Source organism: Bradyrhizobium prioriisuperbiae, from assembly GCF_032397745.1.
GTDB lineage: Bacteria > Pseudomonadota > Alphaproteobacteria > Rhizobiales > Xanthobacteraceae > Bradyrhizobium_A > Bradyrhizobium_A prioriisuperbiae.
In genome coordinates this window covers 2,921,327-2,944,224 of sequence record NZ_CP135921.1, presented here as the reverse complement: position 1 = coordinate 2,944,224, position 22,898 = coordinate 2,921,327, and the positions used below count along the sequence as shown (strand labels likewise).

The window sequence follows — 22,898 nt, the reverse complement described above, 5'->3', positions numbered from 1 at the left end:
ATCATGAGCGGATTGACCCAGGCCCATTCCGTCGTTGCGCCCTCCAACCTGTCGCGCCGTATCGCCGGTGCACTGGTGATTGTCTACGCTGTGATCACCATGATCCCGCTGGTCTGGATCGTGCTGACCAGCTTCAAGACACCACCGGATTCGATCTCGTACCCGCCGAAGGTCGTGTTCACGCCGTCGCTCGAGGGTTATGTGAACCTGTTCACCACACGCACGCGGCAATCGCCGGAGGTGCTCAAGCAGCTGCCGGAGCCGACCACCTGGTACGACAAGCTGGTGCGCTCGCGGAACATGGTGATCGCAGGGCCGTCCAACGTGATCCCGCGCTTCGTCAACTCGATCATCATCGCCTTCGGCTCGACTTTTCTCGCGGTGGTGCTGGGAACGCTGGCGGCCTACGGCTTTTCGCGATTCCGCGTGCCGCTGAAGGAAGACCTGCTGTTCTTCATCCTGTCGACCCGCATGATGCCGCCGATTGCCGTCGCCATTCCGATTTACCTGATGTATCGCGAGCTCGGCCTTTCCGACACCCGGCTCGGCATGATCCTGCTCTACACCGCGGTGAATGTCTCTCTGGCCGTCTGGCTGCTCAAAGGCTTCATCGACGAAATCCCGCGGGAGTATGAAGAGGCCGCGATGATCGACGGCTACACCCGGCTGCAGGCCTTCCGCAAAGCCGTGCTGCCACAGGCTGCGACCGGCATCGCCGCCACCGCGATCTTCTGCCTGATCTTCGCCTGGAATGAATACGCCTTCGCCGTCCTGCTCACATCCGGCACCGCCCAGACCATGCCGCCCTTCATACCCTTCATTATCGGCGAAGGCGGGCAGGACTGGCCGGCGGTCGCCGCGGCAACAACGCTGTTCGTGATCCCGATCTTCGTCTTCACCATCCTGCTCAGGAAACACTTGCTGCGCGGCATCACTTTCGGAGCAGTGCGCAAATGACCAATCGCAGCGAGATTATCGAACGACCATCGACCCTGCACCGCCTGCTTCACCTGCGGCGCGGCCCCTGGGAAAATCTGGCCACGGTCCTGATCGGGCTCGGCGTGGTGATGCTGATGCAGCCGTTCTCGGCGATGGCCTATGCCTACTCGTTCATCACCATCCTGGCAGGCACGGTATTGTTCGCCATTGTCAGCCATTTTCCGGAGTGAGCCATGGCCGAGATCCGGGTCGACAACGTCCAGAAATCCTTCGGCTCCTTCACCGCGGTGAAGGGCTCGACCTTCACCATTGAAGACGGCGAGTTTTTCGTCATGCTGGGGCCGTCCGGCTGCGGCAAGACCACGACCCTGCGCATGATCGCCGGCCTGGAGCTGCCGACATCGGGACAGATCCTGCTCGGCGGCGAGGATGTCACCTTCAACCGCGCGGCGGCGCGCGACATCGCCTTCGTATTCCAGATGTTCGCGCTCTACCCACACATGAATGTCCGCAACAACATCGGCTTTCCGCTGAAATGCCAGGGCATGGCCCGCGGCGAGATCCGGCAGCGGGTCGAGGAAGCGGCCAAGCTGCTGCGGATCGATCATCTGCTGGACCGCGCCGTCTCGGGTCTGGCGGGCGGCGATCGGCAACGGGTGGCGCTGGGGCGCGCCATCGTGCGCCGTCCCAAGGCGTTCCTGATGGATGAACCGCTCGGAACCCTCGATACAGAGTTTCGCGACCTGATGGTCAGGGAATTGCGCGAGCTTCACAATCGCATTGATGCGACCACGGTCTATGTCACCCATGACCAGCTCGAAGCAATGGCGATGGCCGACAAGATCGCCGTGATGAACCACGGCACCATCGAACAGTTCGGCAAGCCGCAGGACATCTACGACCGTCCCGCGAGCATGTTCGTCGCCGATTTCATCGGCTCTCCGCCAATGAACTTTCTCAACTTTCATGGCGGCCTGCGAAGCGGCGACCGCGCAGTACGCCTGAACGGTGCCGAGATCGCGGTTCCGGAGATCCATACGGATCGTGCGCCCGGCCCATTCGCGCTTGGCGTACGTCCCGAGCACATTGTGTTCGACGACCGCTCGAATCTTCGGGGCTCGGTATTCGGATCGGCTTATCTCGGCACCACCCAGATCATCGCAGTCGATACCGCACACGGACAGATCAAGGCCCGGCTGCCGTCGGATCGCATCGTGCATCCCGGCGAGACGGTCGGCCTGGCATTCCGGCCGGAACGGCTGTCGCTGTTCGATACGGTGTCCGGGCAAGCGCTGCCGTCCGCCCTCTACCAGGGAGCGCCCCATGGCTGATGTCATCATCAACGGCGTGACCAAGCGCTTCGGCACCACCACGGCCGTCTCGAATCTCGATCTGTCGATCGCCAATGGCGAACTCGTCGTGCTGCTGGGACCGACCGGTGCCGGCAAGACTACCACGCTTCGGCTTGTCGCGGGGTTGGAGCGAGCCGAAGCAGGACGCATTTCGATCGACGGCCACGACGTGAGTTCGATGGAGCCGGCCGGCCGCGACGTCACTTTTGTATTCCAGCAATACTCGCTCTACCCACACCTTTCGGTCTACGACAACCTCGCCTTCCCGCTGCGCTCGCCGGCGCGGCGGGTGCCGGAAGACGAGATCAAGCGGCAAGTCACGTCGATTGCGACCATGCTCAGGATCGGTCACAAGCTGACCAACCGCGCAACGCAACTGTCCGGCGGCGAGATGCAACGGGTTGCGATCGGCCGGGCGCTGGTGCGGCGGCCGTCGATCTATCTGATGGATGAGCCGCTGTCCTCACTCGATGCCAAGCTGCGGGCCGATCTGCAACTGGAGCTCAAGCACATCCAGCGCGATCTCGGCGCCACCATCCTCTACGTTACCCACGACCAGATCGAGGCGATGACCCTGGCAAGCCGGATCGGCATCATGCGCGCAGGCGAATTGGCCCAGATCGGCACCCCGCGCGAGATCTACCGCAGCCCGGCCAATATCTATGTCGCCGCGCGTCTCGGACAGCCGGCGATCAATCTGCTTCCCGAAGGCTTGATTCCGGCGGGCAGTGCGCCGCCGGGCACAATGACCATCGGCGCACGGACGGAGCATCTGCGGATCGAGAAGACGTCGAAAACGCTTGCGACCGCTTCGGTTGACTGGATCGAACACCTCGGCGACCAGAACCATTTGCATATCCGGATCGGCGAGCGCCGGTTGACAACCCTGGTCGATCCGGCAACGGACCTGGCGGCCGGTGACGCGGTTGCGCTGTCGCTGGTCGATCCGCTTTATTTCGACCAGGCGGGACAGCGAATCGGAGGAGGAGCCTGATGCTCGACCAGACCACACGGCGCGCCCTGATCGAGACCGCGGCCAAACGCGTGATCGATCATGCTGAGGAGTTGACGGAGCTCGATCAGGCGATCGGCGACGGCGACCACGGCATCAACATGAAGCGGGGACTGGAAGCGGTGCTGGCCGACCTCGACGGCCTCGCCGCCAAGTCGCTGCCGGATGCGCTGAAGGCCATCGGCATGACCCTGGTGATGAAAGTCGGCGGCGCCTCCGGGCCGCTTTACGGCACGCTCGCCATGACCCTAGGCAAGGAACTGCCGGAAGATCCAAGCCGCGCCGATCTGGCACGGGCGCTCACTGCCGCCATCGAAGCGGTGAAGAACCGCGGCAAATCGGAAGTTGGCCAGAAGACCCTGCTCGACGTGCTTGCGCCGGTTGCCGAAGCGCTCTCACACGAAGGCGACCCTGCCAAAGCTGCGGCGACCGCCGCCGACGCAACCATTCCGATGAAGGCCATTCGCGGTCGGGCCTCCTTTCTCGGCGACCGCTCGATCGGCCACATGGATCCCGGCGCGCGATCCAGCGCATTGCTGGTCGCCGCCATCGCAGAGACCACAGAACACGCGATAAGACTCGCGGCAGGAAAATCAGTATGACGAAATCTACTTCGACCAAACACAACGGCAATGTCGGCATCGTGATCGTCTCGCACTCACCCGATGTCGCCAAGGGAACGGCGCAGATGGTGCAGCAGATGGTCGGCGAGGAGGTGCCGCTCGCATTCTGCGGCGGCGATCCCGGCGGCGGGCTGGGCACCAGTGTCGAAGCGATCCTTGGCGCCATCGACCGCGCCTGGTCCGAGGCCGGTGTCGCGATCCTGGTCGATCTTGGCGGCGCCGAGACCAATTCGGAAATGGCCATCGAGATGCAGCCGGCGGAACGCCAGGGCAAGATCGTGGTCTGCAATGCACCGATCGTGGAAGGTGCGGTGATCGCCGCTACCGAGGCATCCGGCGGGGCATCGCTTGACGTGGTGCGGCGGACGGCGGAAGAGCTGTCGCCGGCATGAAACAGAAATGGGAACGATCATGGTGAATGGTGAAGCATCCGGCAGCGTCCTGCTGACCCACGAGGTCGGGTTGCACGCGCGCCCCTCGGTGAAGCTCACCAAGCTCGCCAAGACATTTCAATCGACCATCGAACTCGGCCTTAATGGCGGCGAGAGCGGTGAGACTGGCGGCCAGATTTGGATCGACGCCAAGAGCATCGTCAAGGTGATGGCCGCGAAGGCGCCGCAAGGCAGCACATTGTTTTTCCGCGCCAGCGGCCCCGATGCGGACCAGGCGGTTGCCGCGCTGGTGGCGCTGGTCGAACGCGACTTCGACGAGGCGGAGGCCCATGCCGGCAACGGTTGAATTGCGGGGACGCGCTGCCGCGCCGGGGCTCGCGCGCGGGCCGGTGCATCGCATTGTCGACATCGCCGATCTGCAGCGACAGTCGGGTACGCCCGGCGATGAGCGGATCGCCCTCGAGTCGGCGATCGAAACGGCAACCGCCGATCTCGCCACATTGATCGCCGACGCATCATCGGATGGCGCTGACATCCTTGAATTCCAGGTCGCCATGCTGGAGGACGAAGCACTGCGCGAGCCCGCGCTCGTATCCATCGATAGCGGCGCTGACGCGGCCTCGGCCTGGTCAGCAACTGTGGCGGAGCAAATCGCGATCTATCGTGCCGGCGACGATTCCTATTTCAGCGCGCGAGCGAGCGATCTCGAGGATCTGCGCGACCGCGTGCTCTCGCACCTGCTCGGCGCCGGCGCGCAGCAGGACATCCAACCGGGGGCAATCCTGATTGGCCGCGACCTGACGCCGAGCCGGTTTCTCGCGATCGACTGGTCGAAGGGCGGCGCCATCGCATTGTCCGACGGCAGCCCGTCCAGCCATGTCGCCATGCTGGCGCGCTCCCGCGGAGTACCGATGACGGTCGGTCTCGGACGGATTCCCGCGGCGACATTCGCCGAAGCCATTGTCGATGGCGAACGCGGCCGTCTGCTGCTCGACCCGGCCGCCGATGACGTCGCCTCCTACACCGCCGCGCTCGGCGAAGCCGCCACCCGTGTTGCGCAGGAGGCGGTGGTGCTGAAGCAGGCTGCGATGACACGCGACCGTCAGCCGGTCGCAGTTTTGATCAATGTCGCTGAGCCCGAAGAGCTCAATACCATCGACCCGGCGATCTGCGACGGCATCGGATTGGTCCGCACCGAATTCCTGTTCGACCGCCCGGGCGGCCTGCCGGATGAAGAAACACAGTACCGCGCCTATGCGCATATCATGCAATGGGCCGCAGGGCGCCCTGTCACCATTCGCACCATCGATGCCGGTGGCGACAAGCCGGTGCCGGGGCTAACGCAGGATGGCGAAACCAATCCGTTCCTTGGCATGCGCGGCATCCGCCTCTCGCTGGCGAAGCCAGACATTTTCGGGGTTCAGCTCCGCGCCCTGGCACGCGCGGCCGTGCACGGCGATCTCAGGATCATGCTGCCCATGATCACGGTCCCGGAGGAAATCACTGCTGCCGCGGCCCTGCTCGATGCAGCGGTGGCGCAGCTGCAGGCTGAGAATGTCAGCGCCAAACGGCCAAAGCTCGGCATCATGGTCGAGGTGCCGGCCGTTGCCATCGTGCCCGAACTCTTCAAGGAGGCCGCCTTCTTTTCCATCGGCTCCAATGACCTGACGCAGTATGTCACCGCCAGCGCACGCGACAACGCGGCCGTGGCGGACCTGAATGATGCCGGTCATCCAGCCGTGCGTGCCATGATCGCCCACGTGGCCAAAACTGGCCGTGCCCTCAACATCGACGTCAGTCTGTGCGGCGACATGGGTGGTGACCCCCGCCATTTGCCGGTGCTGATCGCGGCGGGGTTGCGATCGGTCTCGGTCGCCCCGCCGCTGGTCGGCCGCGTCAAGCTGGCGTTGCGCGATATCGATGGAGGCCCTTCCGCATGAAAGAAGCGATCGTCGAGAACGATGTCGGCGATGCCGTTGCGGACTACAAGAAGGTCCTGCAACGCGTGCTCGACAATCGTCCGTCCGGCACCCGCGGCCGGCTGGCGCAGGCGCTCGGCAAGAACCGCTCCTTCATCAGCCAGATCACCAATCCGGCCTACGCGACGCCGATTCCCGCCCAGCATATCGAGACGATTTTCGAGATCTGTCACTTCTCGCCGGACGAGCGGCGTGTGTTTCTCGACGGCTATGCGCGAGCCCATCCGCGCCGCGCGCCGTCGCTGCGGGAGATCAAGCGGCTGCGGCAGCATACGATCCATCTGCCTGACCTCGGTGACGCGGACAAGAACCGGGAACTCGATCAGCTGGTGGGAGAGTTTATCCAGAGACTGACGAAGCTGATGGGCGAGTAGCGATTACATTGCAGCGCTCAAGAATTCGCGTTTTCAAAAAATGCCGGGAGGACACCCATGAAGAAATTGATCAACGCCCCCGAGTCCGTGCTTGCCGAAAGCCTCGATGGCTTCGCAGCCGCCCATGCCGACATCATTCAACTGGGCGAGGAACGAAAATTCGTCCGGCGCAGGCAGCTTACTGCCGGCAAGCCGGCGCTGATTTCCGGCGGCGGCGCCGGGCACGAGCCGCTGCATGCCGGTTTTGTCGGGCGCGGCATGCTGGATGCCGCCTGCCCCGGCCAGATCTTTACCTCACCCACGCCCGACCAGATGCTGGAGGCCGCGGCTGCGGTCGACACCGGAGCAGGCGTGCTGTTCATCGTCAAGAACTACGAGGGCGATGTCATGAACTTCGCCATGGCTGCGGAGATGGCCGAGACCAAGACCATGACCGTCATTGTCGACGACGATGTCGCGGTCGAGAAGTCGTCGTTTTCCATCGGACGCCGCGGTGTCGCCGGTACGCTGATCGTAGAGAAGATGGTAGGCGCCGCGGCCGAGCAAGGCATGGCGCTGGCACAGTTGAAAGAGCTCGGTGACCGGGTCAATGCGGCAACCCGCTCCATGGGCGTTGCACTCACGAGTTGCACCGTTCCCGCCGCCGGCAAGCCGACCTTCGCCCTTGCCGAAGACGAGATGGAAATGGGCGTCGGCATCCATGGCGAACCCGGACGGCGGCGGGTCAAGTTAGAGCCGGCCGACCGCATCGCCGCCGAGATGGTCACCGCGATCGTCGACGATCTGGACAGGACCGGCGATGCCATCCTGCTGGTAAACGGCTTTGGCGGCACGCCCTCGGTCGAACTGTATCTGATGTTCAAGGCCGCCCGGAAGGAACTGGAGAAGCGCAGCATCCGCGTCGCCCGCTCCCTGGTCGGATCCTATGTCACGTCGCTGGAGATGGCGGGCTGCTCGATCACGGTCTCGATGCTGGACGACGACCTGGCAAAACTCTGGGACGCGCCGGTGCATACGGCAGCGCTGCGCTGGTAGGCAGCGTTAGTGCACCAACGCGTCTCAACATTTTCAGTCTCATCGCTCGGGTTTAACCGGGCGATCCAGTATCCGGGATCTGATGTGACTGAAAGGACGGCGCCAGCAAAGCCGATGGCCGCCGCATCTAACTCTCAGGCTTAACCATGAGCGTCACCGCCTACTGGGTCCCCCGGTCAAAGCCGGGGGACGACACTGAGTATGGTGAGCCGCTTTCGCCGACGGCCTCACCGAGCCTTCTTATTTAACCGCAGCGGTTTTCCGCTGCGCCGGTTGGATCTCGAACACCCTAGAACGGCCCAGCCGCAGCACCTCGATCTCGATCTTGCGGCCGATACGGTCGCGGTCGAGAATCCGGATCAAGTCGTCCACACCATTGACGTCGATTCCATCCAGTCGCACCACCACGTCACCGGACAACAGCCCGGCGCGCGATGCCGCCTCGCCCGACTCCAGGTTCATCAGCAGCGCGCCCATCTTGTTGGTGATGCCAGCCAGCACAGCGTGCCGCCGCGGCACCGGCACTGTCTGTCCGGAGACGCCGATATAAGCCCGTCGCACATGGCCATGACGGATGATCTCGGACAGTACGAACTGCGCCGTGTTGCTGGCCACCGCAAAGCAGATGCCCTGGGCACCGCTGATGATCGCGGTGTTGATGCCGATGACTTCGGCCGCTGACGACACCAGCGGTCCGCCCGAATTACCGGGATTGAGCGCGGCATCGGTCTGGATAACGTCCTCGATGGTCCGCCCGCTCACCGAACGGATCGAGCGGCCCAGCGCCGACACCACACCGGCGGTGACGGTCGATTCGAATCCCAGCGGATTGCCGATCGCGACCACCAGCTGGCCGCGGCGCAGGTTTTTGGAATTGCCGAGCGACGCAAAATGCAGGTCGCGCGCGCCATCGGCCCGCAGCAGCGCGAGATCGGTGTCGGGATCGACACCAAGCACCCGCGCTTCGGTGGACATAACTTCGCTGTCGCTCAAGCGGATCTGCTTGGCGGAGCCGACCACGTGGCTGTTGGTCAGCACCAGACCATCGGGCGAAATCACGATGCCCGAGCCGATGCCGCCGCGCCCCCGCGTGTCTGCCGAAGCTCGTGTTTCAACCCGCACCACGGCGGGGCCGACTCGCTCGGTGACATCGATCACGGCATTGGAATAGGCGTCGAGCAGCGCGTGATCGTCGACAGCCGGCGGTGGTGTTTGGGCGGAGAGATCCGGGGCGTTCGAGCCCGGCAGATCCTGGTCCGGTATGTTCTGGGTAAAATCCAACATGGCGAAATCCTCAGCCACGTCACATGGTCATCTCGCCCCACCCGTGCAAGCCTGCTGCTGACGCAGGCCTGCCGTGTGCCCGCCACTCAGCTTCGCATCAGCCACTCGAGGATCGCCGCATTCTGGTCGCGCGGATAAGTGTGGCTGAGATCGTCGATCTCTCGATAGGTCACGTTCGCGCCGGCCGCTGCCAGTGCCTGACGCGCTTGCTGCGCCACCTGCACTGGAAACATCCAGTCCAGCACACCATGTATGAGATAGATCGGCAGGCCGCGCATGCGATCCGCATCCGCCACCTGCGCCATCAGTGGATGGAAAGACGCAGCTACCGGCGCGAGATGGGTGAAGGGGGAGGTCGGCTCCAGGCCCGTCACATAGCTGAAGGTGCCGCCGTCGCTCATGCCTGTGAGCAGCAACCGGGCCGGATCGATATTCCAGCGCTCGCGCACGAAGGCGAGGATGCGGGCAAGGTTTGGCGTATCCGGATCGTCTCCCATCAGGGCCCAGGTCGGACCGATCGCCGTCGGCGCCACCAGGATCGCGCCGCGGCTGCGCGCATCCCGCAACCAGCTCCACAGAAAGGCGCGGCCGTTGCCGCTGCCGCCATGCAGCGCCACCACCAGCGGCCAGGTGCGATCCGGCGTGTAATACTCCGGCACATAGAGCGAGAAGCCGCCACGGCTACCGGGCTCGTTGCTGGCATGAAGCACACCGGTCTCCACCCCCGGCGTCGGATGCGCCAGCCGCGTCAACAACTCGGTGTCACCGCGTAGCGCGGGATCGAGGAAGAAGCCACTGATCGGCGCGAGATCCGTGAGCTGATAGAGCGCCTCCTCGGCGCGCGGCAGGTAGCGCAATGCGCGAAACACGGCCATCAGGCCATTCTCCTGATCCGGCGCGGCGCGAAGGGCCTCGAATGCGGTCACCACGGCATCGCTGACGATCTTCAACTGGCTGCTGACATCTGCCCATCGGCCCGGCCAGTCATCCAGGCGCGACCGGATCGCACGCACGGCCTCCTCAGGCGTGCCGACAGCCTGCATCACCGCATCGAAATCCGGCGGATTCAGATGGCGGGCGATGAACTGCAGCACATCAAGCGACTGCAGCAAAGGCGGCAACACCGCCATGAGGTCGCCCAGTCTGGCGTCGTCCATGATGCCTCCAGCTTAGGTGCCAAGGGATGCGAACTTCGAATTCGGGACACTAGCCAATCTTGCTGCTCACTTGCCTTTTGCCGACGGCAGAAAGCCGACGATCTTCACGCCGAGCCGCATCAGCGCCACCAGCTTGGGCCGCGGCACCGTCAGCATCTGGGTGAACCAGCCGTCGACGGTTTCGGTGAACACCAGCATTTCCTTCAGCCGCTTGCTGGCAACGGGGCTCATCTTCGGATCGTTGGCGGCGTCCGCAACGCAGGCGCGCAGCGCCTCGACTGCCGGATCGATCTCCCGTTCCTTGCGCCCCGCGGCAATCCGCGCCGCGACTTCCCAGATGTCGGTTTCGGCTTCGAAATGGTCGCGCCGGTCGCCCATGATCGGAACCCGCCGGATCAAGTTCCAGCTCAGCAATTCCTTGAGCGAATTGGAGACGTTGGACCGCGCCATCCCCAGCTGCTCGGCGATATCTTCCGCGGTCAACGGGCCTTCGGACAGATAGAGCAGACCGTGGATCTGGCTGACCGAGCGGTTGACGCCCCACTCGTCCCCCATGTCGCCCCAATGCAGGATGAAGCGTTCGACGGCGGCGGGCAGCTCTCTACTTCCTGTAATTTCTGTCATAACAGAAATATCAGACGTGACGGACAGATTGTCAAGGGCGGTCCAAAACGGCGATCTGCCCGCCCCTCAACTCGGATCTGGCGAGCCGCTCAGCCCCGGTTCTTTTTCTTCTTCAGCTTCTTCTTGAAGGCGCCCTTTGCGAATGGCGCCGCATCGTCGCGCCGAGGCTTGTCTGCATGAGAAGCCTTGCCAGCATGGGAAGGCTTGCCGCCATGCGCGGGCTTGGCATCGTGCCGCCGGTCCTTGTCGAACGCCGGCCTGTCGTCAAACCTCGGCTTATCGTCGCGACGCGGCTTGCCGAAAGGCTTGTCGCCGAACGGCTTATCCTTGAAGGGCTTGTCTTTGAAAGGCTTGTCCTGAAAGGGCTTGCCGTGACGTTTCGGCCCATCCTCGTAACGTGGCTTGTCCTCAGAGCGCGGCTTGTCGTCACGGCGGGCTTTGCCCTCGTACTCTTTAGCGCGATGCGGCGGCTTGCCGGCCGGCCGTTCGAGCGCTCCATCGCCCTGCGGCCCATCGGGCAACGCCTCGATGCGGATGTTGTCTTCCTTGTCGGGGCGCTTGATCTTGGTCGCGAACAGCTCCGCGGCCGCCTTTGAAATTTCGAACTCGGTGCTGTTCTCGAAAATGCGAATGGCGCCGATGTCGTTCTTGTCGATGCCGCCGCGGCGGCAGATCATCGGCAACAGCCAGCGTGCTTCGGCGTTCTTCTGGCGCCCGATGGCGGCGCGGAACCACACACTGCCCTCAGCCATGCCCTCGCGCATGCGGGCCTTGGTCTTTTTCGATTTGGGGCCGCTGTCACGATCATCGTCACGCACGACCCGATCCGGTCGTGGACCGCGATCGTCGCGGGTTCGCCCGCTGCGCTCTCCGGGATCGAGGATATCCTCGGGCGACGGCAGCCGCGAGCGATACAGCCGCGCCAGTGCCGCAGCGATATCTTCCGGCGAACGCTCGGCAAGCAGCGCGCGCGCCAGAGTCAGATCGTCCTCGGTCGACTCCTCCGAGAACAGCGTATCCTTCAGCATCCGCTCCTGATCGAGCTTGCGAATGTCCTCGGCCTGAGGCGCGGTGCCCCAAACCGCGTCAATGCCAGCCTGGCTGAGCAGCAGTTCCGCGCGCCGCTTGCGTGCGTTCGGCACCAGCAGGACGCTCACGCCCTTTTTGCCCGCACGTCCCGTGCGGCCGGAGCGATGCTGCATCACTTCGGGATCATTGGGCAGATCCGCATTGATGACGAGGCCGAGATTCGGCAGGTCGATGCCGCGCGCGGCAACGTCGGTCGCCACGCAGACCCGCGCATGACCGTCGCGCAACGCCTGAAGAGCCGTGGTCCGCTCGTTCTGGGTCAATTCGCCCGACAGAGCGACCACGGAGAAGCCGCGCTCCAGCAGCGCGCCCTGCAGATGCCGCACGGCGTGCCGTGTATTGCAGAACACGATGGCGCTGGGCGATTCAAAAAAGCGCAGCACATTGATGATGGCGTGCTCGACATCGTGTGGCGCAATCCGGATGGCGCGATATTCGATGTCGGCATGGCCGCCTTCGGTGCCGGCGACCTCGATGCGGAAAGCCTGCTGCTGATATTGCTTGGCCAGGGCGGCAATGCCGCGCGGGATGGTGGCTGAAAATAGCAGCGTGCGGCGGCTCTCCGGAGCTTCCTTGAGGATGAATTCCATATCCTCGCGGAAGCCCATGTTGAGCATCTCGTCGGCTTCGTCGAGCACCACGACCTTCAGTTCCGAGATGTCGAGACGATTGCGCCGCAAGTGATCGCACAGACGCCCCGGCGTGCCGACCACGATGTGTGCGCCCGCCGCAAGCTCGCGCTGCTCCTTGCGCGGGTCCATGCCACCGACGCAGGAAACGACCCGCGCGCCGGCATGCTGATACAGCCACGCCAGCTCGCGATGCACCTGCAGGGCGAGTTCGCGCGTCGGCGCGACGATGAGCGCAAGCGGCGCTGTGCTGGGCTCGAACCGGTCGGAATCGCCCAATAGATTGGCGGCGATCGCGAGGCCATAGGCCACGGTTTTGCCGGAGCCGGTCTGCGCCGATACCAGCAGGTCCTGACCGGCGGCTTCGTCGGCAAGCACCGCGGTCTGCACCGGCGTGGCTTCATGATAGTGGCGCTCCGCCAAGGCTCGGGAGAGCGACGGATAGGTGGGCTGGAATGTCACGGAATGTCGGACCTTGGCTGGCAGATGGCGCCCGAAACGGGTGAAAACGAGAACCGAACGGGTCGAAAGCGCGCGCCCATGGTGTTGGGCGGCCGCGGCGGATCTGCTGATGGGGCGATTTGAGGCTGCTTTAGGCCGATCCGCCTCAAAATGCCACTAAAAACCACCCTGCAAAACGCGAAATACCACCGATCCGGCCCTTGTTGGCTGATGTCACAGCATTTTCCGAGGGCGTGACGACACCAGCCGGGCGACCGGCATCTTGATCGCACGCGCCGTCAACATGCTCGACGCATGTCGGCAGCGTGTCGATCAGCTCACGGTCGACCAACCGCGTCAACGCGCCCGTGCGGGCGCGGTCATCGCGTCCGGACGGAATAGCCGGGCGAGTTGCTCCGGGGTCAACAGTTTCTCCTCGAGCAGGATATCGGCGACACGGCGGTTCTGTGCCAGCGCCAGCTTGGCGACGCGCGAACAGGTCTCGTAGCCGAGCGTCGGCACCAGCGCGGTGACAAGCCCAATGCTGTTGTCGACCAGCGCCTGGCAGCGTTCGCGGTCGACCTCGATGCCGTTCACGCATTTGCGCGTCAGCGTGCCGACCGCCGCCGTCAGCGTGCGCAGCGAGGTCAGAATGCAGTAGCCGATGGTGGGCTCGAATGCATTGAGCTGCAGCTGGCCGCCTTCCGCACACATCGTCACCGTCAGATCGTGGCCGATCACCATATAGGCCACCTGGTTGACCACCTCCGGGATCACCGGATTGACCTTGCCCGGCATGATGGATGATCCCGCCTGCACGCTCGGCAGCCGGATTTCGCCGAATCCGGCGCGCGGCCCGCTCGACAGCAGGCGCAGGTCATTGCAGATTTTCGACAGCTTGACCGCGACGCGTTTCAGCACACCGGAGAAGAACACAAAGGCGCCCATGTCCGAGGTGGCCTCGATCATGTTGCTGGCCGGCACCATCGGCTGCTGCGACGAGCGCGCCAGTTCCTCGATCGCCAGCGCCGCATAACGCGGATCGGCATTGATGCCGGTGCCGATGGCGGTGGCGCCGAGATTGACCTCACGAAACAGCGCCGACGCCTCACGAATCCGCGTGACATCTTCCTTGATGGTGGCGAAGAAGGCGTCGAATTCCTGGCCCACGGTCATCGGCACCGCGTCCTGCAGCTGGGTGCGGCCCATCTTCAGCACATCGCCGAACTCCACCGCCTTCGACTTGAACGCAAACGCCAGCTCATCCAGCGCCTCGATCAGCGGGCCGGCCGCGAAAATGATTCCGAGCCGCAGCGCCGTGGGATAAGCATCGTTGGTCGACTGCGACATGTTCACGTCGTCGTTGGGATGCAACGTCGCATAATCGCCCTTCGGCTTTCCCATCAGCTCAAGCGCGACATTGGCGATCACCTCGTTGGTATTCATATTGGTGGAGGTGCCGGCCCCGCCCTGGATCGCATCGACCACGAACTGGTCGTGGAAACGTTTCTCCTTGGCGATCAGATCGCAGGCGCGGTCGATCGCACTGGCCTTGTCCTGCGCCAGATAGCCGAGCCGGCGATTGGCACGGGCTGCTGCCTGCTTCACCAGCGCAAGAGCACGCACGAAATCCGGGTAGTGGCCAACCGGCACGCCGGTGATCGGAAAATTCTCGACCGCGCGCAGCGTATGTACACCCCAATAGGCGCTCTCGGGCACTTCGGCATCGCCCAGCAGATCATGCTCGCGCCGCGTCGCCACGCGACCGATGTCGATCGAGCGTGTGGTTGCAACCTCCACGGTGTCGGGACCAGTCGATTCTGCGGTCATCTCGTTGCCCTTTCGTCGATTATGCGCGGAAACAATCTTGCCTGGCGGCCGACCCCTGAAGGTCGGGAACAAGGGCTAGAGGATTGACGGGATTTGATCCAGTGTGCCCGACGATTCACGCTCGGTACAATTGCCGCCATCGACCGCGCGCCTCGCTGGAAACACCTGCCGATAAATTCTGCGTTATTCAAATTTGCCACTTTCATCGGCTCGTCCGCAGACCCACCTTGTGATAGGATTACGTGTAAACGAGGAGCGTCCTGCATGGCGTCGTTGACCGAATGGAAAGTGCCGCAGGCTTCCCAGCCGCGCACCGAAGACTATGAATTCGACCTCGATCGCGCTTTGTCCGCAGTGGTTGGGTTGCATTCCATCATTCCGACCGATGCCTTCACCGCCGACGTGCTCGGCACCGAACGCGTCGGCAACGGCGTGCTGATCGGCGACGGGCTGGTGCTGACCATCGGCTATCTGATCACCGAGGCCGAAACCGTCTGGCTGCATCTGGGCGACGGCCGGGTGGTGCAAGGCCATGCGCTAGGCTTCGACCAGGAGACCGGCTTCGGTCTCGTGCAGGCCCTCGGTCCTATCGACCTCGATCCCTTGCCGCTTGGCAATTCGAGCGCGACCGATATCGGCCATCGCATCGTGGTGGGCGGCGTCGGCGGCCGCACCCGCTCGCTCGCCGGCCGCATCGCCGCCAAGGAAGGTTTCGCGGGCTATTGGGAATATGCGCTGGATGAGGCGCTCTTCACCTATCCAGCCCACCCCAACTGGGGCGGCACCGGGCTGATCTCGGCCACCGGCGAACTGCTCGGCATCGGCTCGCTGCAGGTCGAACGCGAGCGCAAAGGCAAGAGCGAACATCTCAACATGATCGTGCCGATCGACCTGCTCAAGCCGGCGCTCGACGACTTGCAGAAATTCGGCCGCGTCAACAAGCCGGCGCGCCCCTGGCTCGGCCTGTACGCCACCGAGATCGAGGACAACATCGTGGTGGTCGGCGTCGCTCCCAAGGGTCCGGCAGCCCGTGCCGAGGTGAAGGTCGGCGACGTGATCCTGGCGGTGAAGGGCGAGAAGGTCTCGGACCTGGCGCAGTTCTACCGGAAATTCTGGGCAATCGGACCGGCCGGCGTCGACGTGCCGCTAACGCTTTACCGCGAAGGCGTCACCTTCGATGTCGAGCTGGTTTCATCGGACCGCGCCAAATTTCTAAAAAAGCCAAGGCTGCACTGAGCCAAGGCTTCATTAGAGCTGAGATTAAAGACACCACTCCGTCTGCGTCGTCGTCCACCCCGTTTCGCATTTGCTCAACGGCAAACGCGCATCGGCGGCTCCTGGATTTGCTCGAAGCCACGCAGTCGTCGGCGATGGCCATACGCAATTCGTTGGATAAGCCGCGACCAATTTCAATGACGTCACCAGACACGCCGCACCCCGCCGCGATCGCCGGTGCGACGTAGCAACGTTATATGCCATTGAAGGCGCGACTTTTTCCGCTCTATTCGCTGCGATGCAACGCAGCGTCACCGCAGGTCCGATTGCATTCCTCAGTTGGCGCAGTTTGGGTGGCGCGTCGTAGCGTCGCAGCCTGCGCAATCTTGCCAAACCCCTGCGCAAGCCGTTGTCTGGCATACAATCAATAAAACCCGATCCAGCAAGGATCGGGTCATTAGGGGGAGTGCCATGACCACACCAAAGGACAAGACCGCGACGCGGCGCCGTTTCCTCAAGACAGCCGCGGTGGGCGCCGCCGCCACCGTCGCTGCGCCGGGCATCGTCAGCGCGCAAGGGCCCGTCAGCATGCGCTTTCAGAGCACCTGGCCGGCCAAGGACATCTTCCACGAATACGCGCAGGACTACGCCAAGAAGGTCAACGACATGACCGGCGGCGATCTCAAGATCGAAGTGCTGCCCGCGGGTGCCGTCGTTCCGGCCTTCGGCCTGCTCGATGCGGTGTCGAAAGGCACGCTCGACGGCGGCCACGGCGTGCTTGCCTACCATTACGGCAAGCAGACTGCGCTGGCGCTGTGGGGGTCGGGCCCGGCCTACGCCATGGACGCCAACATGCTGCTGTCCTGGCACAAGTATGGCGGCGGCAAGGAGTTGCTGGCCAAACTCTATGCTTCGATCGGCGCCAACGTGGTCTCATTCCCCTACGGGCCGATGCCGACCCAGCCGCTTGGCTGGTTCAAGAAGCCGATAACCAAAGCCGAAGACTTCCAGGGCTTGAAATTCCGCACGGTCGGCATTTCCATCGATGTGTTCACCGGTCTCGGCGCCGCGGTCAACGCGCTGCCGGGCGGAGAAATCGTCTCTGCGATGGACCGCGGCCTGCTCGACTCGGCCGAATTCAACAATGCCTCGTCGGACCGCGTACTCGGCTTCCCGGATGTCTCCAAGATCTGCATGCTGCAAAGCTTCCACCAGAACGCCGAGCAGTTCGAAATCATGTTCAACAAGGCCAAGTACGACGGGCTGCCGGAGAAGATCAAGGCGATCATCGCCAACGCTGCCGAGGCGGCCGGGCAGGACATGGCCTGGAAGGCGATCGACCGGTATTCCAAGGACTACGAAGAACTGCAGAGCAAGGACAAGGTCAAGTTCTACAAGACACCCGACTCGATCCTGCAGAAGCAACTTGAGATCTACGACCAGGTCGTCGAGAAGAAGTCCGCGGAAAATCCCCTGTTCAAGGAAATCGTCGAATCCCAGCTGGCGTTCGCCAAACGCGCAACCCAGTGGGAGCAGGACACGGTGGTGAACCGCCGCATGGCGTACAATCACTATTTCGGTCCGAACGCGAAAAAGAAGACCTGATCCTTACCATTGCCATCGCGACATCGTCCGGGACCACCATCCCGGGCGATGCCTCGTTCGTTTCCGACTCATTTCTCATACGGTGTCAAAGCACATGACCGCGCAGCGTTTCCTGTATGCGATCGACGGCGTCAGCACCTGGACCGGCAAGGCCGCGGCATGGCTGATCATGGCGCTGATGACGCTGGTCTGCGTCGAAGTGTTCAAGCGCTACATCATGAACATGCCGACGGCGTGGATCTTCGACGCCTCCAATATGCTGTACGGTGGCCTGTTCATGCTGTGCGGCGCCTATACGCTGGCGCAGAACGGCCACGTCCGCGGCGACTTTCTCTACAGTTCGATGCGGCCCCGGACCCAGGCCGCGCTCGATCTCGCACTCTACATCCTGTTCTTTTTGCCGGGCATCGCGGCGCTGGTTTATGCCGGCTACGACTACGCCGCCGATTCATGGCGTATCAACGAGCATTCCAATGTCACCGCCGACGGCCCGCCGATCTACCACTTCAAGGCGGTGATCCCGCTGGCCGGCGCGCTGCTGCTGCTGCAGGGCGCAGCCGAGATGGCCCGCAGCGTCATTTGCCTAAAGACCGGAGCCTGGCCGGAGCGGCTGAAGGACGTCGCCGAGATCGACGTGGTCGAGGAGCAGCTCGCGCACAGCGAACATGTCGACGACGACGCGCGCAAGATGGCGATCGAACGCGTGCAGACCATTGATGAGAGCGCGCGCCAGCGCGGCATGGGCGAGGATTCCACCCGATGAGCGATCCGGCACTTGGACTGTTGATGCTCGGACTCATCGTAGTCGTCATCATGATGGGATTCCCGACCGCCTTCACTCTGATGGGCCTCGGGATGTTTTTCGGCTTCTTCGCCTATTACCGTGGCGATCAGGCATGGGGCGACAACCACATCTTCGACCTCATGGTCCAGCGCACCTATGGCGCCATGACCAACGACGTCCTGATCTCGATCCCGCTGTTTGTGCTGATGGGATATGTGATGGAGCGCGGCGCGCTGGTGGACAAGATGTTCTACAGCATCCAGCTCGCGTTCCGCCGCGTGCCGGCATCGCTGGCGGTCGCGACACTGATCGTGTGCACGTTCTGGGGCATCGCCAGCGGCCTGGTCGGCGCCGTGGTGGTGCTGATGGGGGTGATCGCGTTCAATCCCATGCTCAAGGCGGGTTACGACGTGCGCCTCGCGTCCGGTGTGATTACCGCCGGCGGCACCCTTGGCATTCTGATCCCGCCGTCGGTCATGATCATTGTCTACGCCGCGGTGGCGGGGCAGTCGGTGGTCAAGCTTTATGCGGCGGCGATGTTCCCGGGCTTCTTCCTGGCGTTCCTGTATCTCGTCTATATCGTCGGCTGGGCCCTGCTCAATCCGAGGATCGCACCGAAGCTCTCGGTGGAGGAAACCCGCGTGCCGGTGCGGCCCTGGATTCCGGAGCTGCAGCAGGCGTATTCGCGCAGGATGCTGCCGGCTTTGCTGACGGCCGCCGTTGCGCCCGCCAGGGCCTTGCAGCTCACGGCCGACGGCGTGCGGCTAAGTTACACGACATTGCTGAAGAATCTCGGCTATGCGCTGGTTCCTTTGGCGTTGACCGTGCTCACGCTGTGGGGCGCGTGGTGGTATGTCGTGATTCATCAGCAGCCGGATACGCCATCGGCCACCATCAGCGAGCGTCTGCCAAGTGCCGGCAAATCGCAAGCCAGCAGCGCACCTGCTGAAGAAACGCTGCAGGAGCTTGGCGGATCATCGCAAGCATCCAACACAGCGAAGGACAGTGAGCCGGAAGGCCTGCAGCAGATGGGCAGCGCCGAATTGCAGCAGCAGGCGTCGGCAGCGCCCGCCTACAGCGGACCTCCGCGCGAATTCTATATCTACTTTGCCTTCACGGCAGCAATCCTTGCGTTGCTACTGTTCTACTACTACTGGATCATGGAGGCCGAACAGTTCGAGGTGCTGCGGCTGCTGATTTCCTCGGTGATGCCGCTCGGCATCCTCACCGTCGTGGTGCTCGCCGTCATCCTGCTCGGGATCACCACCGCGACGGAATCCGCCGCCGTCGGCGCCGCCGGCGCCTTCCTGCTCGCCTTCCAGGCTCGCACGCTCGATTGGAAACGCACCAAGGAAGCGGTGTTCCTCACGGCCAAGACCACGTCGATGGTGTGCTGGCTGTTCGTCGGCTCGGCGCTGTTCTCCGCCGTGTTCGCGATCCTGGGCGGTCAGGCCCTGCTCGAGAGCTGGGTGCTGTCGCTCAACCTGACACCTGTCCAGTTCATGATCCTGTCACAGGCCATCATCTTCATTCTGGGATGGCCATTGGAGTGGACCGAGATCATCGTGATCTTCGTGCCGATCTTCCTACCGATGCTGAAGCACTTCAACATCGATCCGGTGCTGTGGGGCGTGCTGGTGTTCGTCAATCTGCAGGCGGCATTCCTGTCGCCGCCGGTGGCGATGTCGGCGTTCTATCTCAAGGGCGTGTCGCCGCCTCATGTCACCCTGAACCAGATCTTCTCCGGCATGATGCCCTACATGCTGATCGTGATCGTCTGCATGGTGTTCATGTATCTGTGGCCGGGTATGACGCTGTGGCTGCCGAACTATCTGTACGGCAACTAACGAAAAAAACCCGCCCGGCATCGTCGATGCCGGGCGGGGCCGTATCTAGTTTCAGCGAGCCGCGATGACCGCGATCTCGACCGTGTATTCCGGCGCAGCCAGCTTGGCCTCGACACAGGCGCGGCCGGGCTGACCGCCCTCGGCCACCCAGGCGTCCCACACGCTGTTCATTTCGGCGAACGTTCCCATGTCGGTCAGCCAAATCGTGGCGGACAGGAGCTTGGTCTTGTCGGTGCCCGATTCCGCCAGCAGTTCGTCGATCCGCGAAAGGATGTCGCGGGTCTGGTCGGCCACGGGCTTGCCCCCGGCGCGCTGCGCAACCTGACCGGCGAGGTAGACCGTATCGCCATGAATGACGGCCTGGCTCATCCGCTTGTTGGAATGAAGACGGCGAATCTCTGTCATTGGATTTTCTTTCCTCGGTGAAGAATAACGCAGGGATTTGCACAGGGGATGGGGGTCGTGTCAACGCCGCGGAGCGCGGCGAGACGATGCCCCTTGATGCGGCAAAATCTGTATTGATTCCAAAGACTCGAACCGACCAATACCTGCACGGCGGGTCGATTCGTCCTGTCGAGCTGATTTGCGTCACAATCACCGGCACGACATGTGCGACAACGGCTTGCTCAAGTTCGTGATCCAGCGCTAGCCACCGAGTGGCTGCGACCGGCGCCTACTTCACCTCCATCTGAAGGCCTTCCTTCTCGATGATGGCTGCGAACTTCACGGTTTCGGCTTGCACGAAGTCGGAGAACTGTGCCGGCGTGCCGTAGTCCGGCTGCGCGCCCATGCCGACAATGTTGCGCTTGATATCGTCGCGCTCCAGCAGCTTCTTGATTTCCTTGTTCAGCGCATCGACGACAGGCGCAGGCGCACTCTTCGGCAGGAACACGCCGAACCATGACGATACGTCGAATTTTTCGAGCTCCGGCGCGCTTTCGCGCATGGTCGAAATGTTGGGAGCCTGGGCACTTCGCTCGGTTGTGGTCACCGCCAGCGCGTTGAGCTTGCCGTCCTGCACCTGCGGCAGCGACGGATACAGATTATCGAACAGGATCTGGATCTCGCCGCCGAGCGCGGCCTGCAGCGCCGGGCCCGCGCCACGAAACGGAACGTGCACCATCTTCAGCCCGGTGAGTTGCAGAAACCAGGCGCCGGTCAAATGCGGACTCTGTCCAACACCGGACGAGCCATAGGACAGCTTGTCCGGGTTGGCCTTGAGATAGGCGATCAGCTCCGCGATCGATTTGATCGGCACCGATGGGTGGGCCGACACAATGTTGGGCACGCGGATCATGTTGCTGACGGCCTGCAGCTGGTCCGCCTTGTAGGGCAGATTGCGGAAAATGCTGTAGGCGATGGCGTTCGGACCGGGATTGCCGATCAGGATGGTGTGGCCGTCGCCCTTCTGTCGCGCCGCCTCGGCAGTGCCGATGGTGCCGCCCCCGCCCGAGCGGTTTTCGACCACGGTCGACACGCCCCAGGCCGCTTGTAGGTGCTGCCCCAGAAATCGTCCCATCACGTCGGTGCTGCCGCCGGCTGCGGCCGGCACGATGATGCGTACGGTTTCGGTGGGCCGCCAATCGGCAAGGCTGCTGCGCGGCAATATCGCGGTCGCCGAAACCGTGGCGGCTGCAGACAGCACGCTGCGACGGGAAAGCAATCCCTTCACTGTGTTTCTCCCCCTGTGTCCGTCGGACGGAAAATTGTTGTTATTTCAGGGAAGCTTAGTGAGAACATTGTGGATCGGCAAGGCGACGGTTGCGCGCAGAGCCGCCACTTCGCCAATCAGGATTTGCGTTGCAGCCAGCCCCACAACCGCTGCAGCATAGTCTGCGGTCTCAGCGGCGGCATGTGCGCCACGACAAGGTCATGTGAGGTCGACGATGGTGCTGGCGCAGCACGCGCCGAGCCCGTCTCAAGTGCCCGCGGACCGACATTGGCAAGAAACGCCTGCTCGTGACCGCGCGTCAATCGCTCCACCGCCTTGTCGAGCGGAAGCCACGCCACGGCCTTCACATCCGCCATCAGTTTCCGGGTCTGCTCGCCTTCGGCTTCCATCCGCCAGAAATGCACGATCTTGGGTCGGCCGCCGGAGGCCTCATAAGCCAGCGTGCCCAGGAACTCGTGAACCGAGACGTCGCGCCCGGTTTCTTCCACCACTTCGCGCTCGGCGGCGGCGCGCGCGGTTTCACCGCTGTTGAGTTTGCCCTTCGGAAGCACCCAGTGATTGCCTTTGCGCAGCCGCACAACCGCAATCAGCGGAGCGTTGCCCCCCTGCTGCATCACAATGCCGCCCGCAGCCATCACCGCCGTTCGCGGCATCGCGCCCCCTCATGTGACATCCCCGGAAACAGCGCCGGAGATAGCAGCAATCGACAACCCCGCCGTGTCACGGTCATGACCTCCGGGAGCAAACCCGCAGGCGCTACGATCGACTGAATTGGAATGAAATGGCGCGCCCGAAAGGATTCGAACCTCTGACCCCCAGATTCGTAGTCTGGTGCTCTATCCAGCTGAGCTACGGGCGCGTTTGTCGCGAACACTCCGGGTTATGAAGATCAGCCCGGGAGCGGCGAAGGAACGGTGGTCAGCGACCACCGAAGCGGCGCCATAGCTACCGGCTCCCGCCTTGCATTGCAAGCACCCAAACGGCCTCGAAACGGGCCGAATACGGGGCATTTCGC

23 protein-coding genes and 1 tRNA gene are annotated in these 22,898 nt (G+C 63.3%); 14 read left to right on the top strand and 10 right to left on the bottom strand.

Annotation, left to right across the window (positions count from 1 at the left end; genetic code table 11):
• Positions 1 to 3: 3 nt before the first annotated feature.
• Genes RS897_RS13865 through dhaK form a run of 10 tightly spaced genes read left to right on the top strand, consistent with a single transcriptional unit; the run spans position 4 to position 7,706 of the window.
• Positions 4 to 957, top strand: a complete 954-nt coding sequence (locus tag RS897_RS13865) for a carbohydrate ABC transporter permease (protein ID WP_315837101.1) — start codon at positions 4 to 6, stop codon at positions 955 to 957.
• Positions 954 to 1,169: a hypothetical protein gene (locus RS897_RS13860; RefSeq protein ID WP_315837100.1), complete on the top strand. Its 216-nt coding sequence runs from the start codon at positions 954 to 956 to the stop codon at positions 1,167 to 1,169. The genes RS897_RS13865 and RS897_RS13860 overlap by 4 nt, the downstream gene beginning before the upstream one ends.
• Positions 1,170 to 1,172: 3 nt before the next feature.
• On the top strand, positions 1,173 to 2,270 hold the full coding sequence (locus RS897_RS13855; RefSeq protein ID WP_315837099.1) for an ABC transporter ATP-binding protein: 1,098 nt from the start codon (positions 1,173 to 1,175) through the stop codon (positions 2,268 to 2,270).
• A complete protein-coding gene (locus tag RS897_RS13850) occupies positions 2,263 to 3,285 on the top strand; it encodes an ABC transporter ATP-binding protein (protein ID WP_315837098.1) in 1,023 nt (340 codons plus the stop codon). Before RS897_RS13855 ends, RS897_RS13850 begins: the two co-directional genes overlap by 8 nt.
• Positions 3,285 to 3,905 carry a dihydroxyacetone kinase subunit DhaL gene (dhaL, locus tag RS897_RS13845; RefSeq protein ID WP_315837097.1) on the top strand — a complete coding sequence of 207 codons (621 nt, stop codon included), beginning with the start codon at positions 3,285 to 3,287 and terminating at the stop codon, positions 3,903 to 3,905. The genes RS897_RS13850 and dhaL overlap by 1 nt, the downstream gene beginning before the upstream one ends.
• Positions 3,902 to 4,318 (top strand): dihydroxyacetone kinase phosphoryl donor subunit DhaM, encoded by a 417-nt coding sequence (dhaM, locus tag RS897_RS13840; RefSeq protein ID WP_315837096.1) that lies wholly within the window; start codon positions 3,902 to 3,904, stop codon positions 4,316 to 4,318. The genes dhaL and dhaM overlap by 4 nt, the downstream gene beginning before the upstream one ends.
• 7 nt (positions 4,319 to 4,325) lie before the next feature.
• Entirely contained in the window at positions 4,326 to 4,664 is a 339-nt protein-coding gene (locus RS897_RS13835) for an HPr family phosphocarrier protein (protein WP_315837095.1), read from the top strand.
• The gene (gene ptsP / locus RS897_RS13830; RefSeq protein WP_315837094.1) at positions 4,648 to 6,258 is read left to right on the top strand and encodes a phosphoenolpyruvate--protein phosphotransferase; all 1,611 of its coding nucleotides are present in this window, start codon (positions 4,648 to 4,650) and stop codon (positions 6,256 to 6,258) included. Before RS897_RS13835 ends, ptsP begins: the two co-directional genes overlap by 17 nt.
• Positions 6,255 to 6,671, top strand: a complete 417-nt coding sequence (locus RS897_RS13825) for a hypothetical protein (protein ID WP_315837093.1) — start codon at positions 6,255 to 6,257, stop codon at positions 6,669 to 6,671. The genes ptsP and RS897_RS13825 overlap by 4 nt, the downstream gene beginning before the upstream one ends.
• 57 nt (positions 6,672 to 6,728) lie before the next feature.
• Positions 6,729 to 7,706, top strand: a complete 978-nt coding sequence (gene dhaK, locus RS897_RS13820; RefSeq protein ID WP_315837092.1) for a dihydroxyacetone kinase subunit DhaK — start codon at positions 6,729 to 6,731, stop codon at positions 7,704 to 7,706.
• A gap of 240 nt (positions 7,707 to 7,946) precedes the next feature.
• Here the strand turns inward: dhaK and RS897_RS13815 are convergent, their stop codons facing one another.
• The 6 genes from RS897_RS13815 to RS897_RS13790 form a co-directional block, all read right to left on the bottom strand.
• Positions 7,947 to 8,990, bottom strand: a complete 1,044-nt coding sequence (locus RS897_RS13815) for a S1C family serine protease (protein ID WP_315837091.1) — start codon at positions 8,988 to 8,990, stop codon at positions 7,947 to 7,949.
• Between the two features lie 86 nt (positions 8,991 to 9,076).
• Positions 9,077 to 10,147: a dienelactone hydrolase family protein gene (locus RS897_RS13810; protein WP_315837090.1), complete on the bottom strand. Its 1,071-nt coding sequence runs from the start codon at positions 10,145 to 10,147 to the stop codon at positions 9,077 to 9,079.
• 66 nt (positions 10,148 to 10,213) lie between these two features.
• Entirely contained in the window at positions 10,214 to 10,771 is a 558-nt protein-coding gene (locus tag RS897_RS13805; protein ID WP_315837089.1) for a GbsR/MarR family transcriptional regulator, read from the bottom strand.
• Positions 10,772 to 10,860: 89 nt separating this feature from the next.
• The gene (locus tag RS897_RS13800) at positions 10,861 to 12,951 is read right to left on the bottom strand and encodes a DEAD/DEAH box helicase (RefSeq protein WP_315837088.1); all 2,091 of its coding nucleotides are present in this window, start codon (positions 12,949 to 12,951) and stop codon (positions 10,861 to 10,863) included.
• A gap of 145 nt (positions 12,952 to 13,096) precedes the next feature.
• A complete protein-coding gene (locus RS897_RS13795; protein ID WP_315837087.1) occupies positions 13,097 to 13,291 on the bottom strand; it encodes a hypothetical protein in 195 nt (64 codons plus the stop codon).
• Positions 13,288 to 14,760, bottom strand: a complete 1,473-nt coding sequence (locus RS897_RS13790) for an aspartate ammonia-lyase (protein ID WP_315837086.1) — start codon at positions 14,758 to 14,760, stop codon at positions 13,288 to 13,290. The genes RS897_RS13795 and RS897_RS13790 overlap by 4 nt, the downstream gene beginning before the upstream one ends.
• A gap of 264 nt (positions 14,761 to 15,024) precedes the next feature.
• Here RS897_RS13790 and RS897_RS13785 point away from each other — a divergent pair, with 264 nt between their 5' ends.
• The 4 genes from RS897_RS13785 (at position 15,025) to RS897_RS13770 (ending at position 20,211) form a co-directional block, all read left to right on the top strand.
• Positions 15,025 to 15,996, top strand: coding sequence for a S1C family serine protease (locus RS897_RS13785; RefSeq protein ID WP_315837085.1), 972 nt, complete (start codon positions 15,025 to 15,027; stop codon positions 15,994 to 15,996).
• A gap of 450 nt (positions 15,997 to 16,446) precedes the next feature.
• Positions 16,447 to 17,580 carry a TRAP transporter substrate-binding protein gene (locus RS897_RS13780; RefSeq protein ID WP_315837084.1) on the top strand — a complete coding sequence of 378 codons (1,134 nt, stop codon included), beginning with the start codon at positions 16,447 to 16,449 and terminating at the stop codon, positions 17,578 to 17,580.
• A gap of 94 nt (positions 17,581 to 17,674) precedes the next feature.
• Positions 17,675 to 18,343, top strand: a complete 669-nt coding sequence (locus RS897_RS13775; protein WP_315837083.1) for a TRAP transporter small permease subunit — start codon at positions 17,675 to 17,677, stop codon at positions 18,341 to 18,343.
• Entirely contained in the window at positions 18,340 to 20,211 is a 1,872-nt protein-coding gene (locus RS897_RS13770; protein WP_315837082.1) for a TRAP transporter large permease, read from the top strand. The genes RS897_RS13775 and RS897_RS13770 overlap by 4 nt, the downstream gene beginning before the upstream one ends.
• A 51-nt stretch (positions 20,212 to 20,262) precedes the next feature.
• Here RS897_RS13770 and RS897_RS13765 read toward each other — a convergent pair whose 3' ends face one another.
• From RS897_RS13765 to RS897_RS13750, 4 genes are all read right to left on the bottom strand, one after another.
• Positions 20,263 to 20,616, bottom strand: coding sequence for a RidA family protein (locus tag RS897_RS13765; protein ID WP_315837081.1), 354 nt, complete (start codon positions 20,614 to 20,616; stop codon positions 20,263 to 20,265).
• A gap of 268 nt (positions 20,617 to 20,884) precedes the next feature.
• Positions 20,885 to 21,883: a Bug family tripartite tricarboxylate transporter substrate binding protein gene (locus RS897_RS13760; RefSeq protein ID WP_315837080.1), complete on the bottom strand. Its 999-nt coding sequence runs from the start codon at positions 21,881 to 21,883 to the stop codon at positions 20,885 to 20,887.
• Between the two features lie 116 nt (positions 21,884 to 21,999).
• Positions 22,000 to 22,536 carry an NUDIX hydrolase gene (locus tag RS897_RS13755; protein WP_315837079.1) on the bottom strand — a complete coding sequence of 179 codons (537 nt, stop codon included), beginning with the start codon at positions 22,534 to 22,536 and terminating at the stop codon, positions 22,000 to 22,002.
• 129 nt (positions 22,537 to 22,665) lie between these two features.
• Positions 22,666 to 22,742 (bottom strand) — tRNA-Arg (locus RS897_RS13750).
• Positions 22,743 to 22,898: the final 156 nt, after the last annotated feature.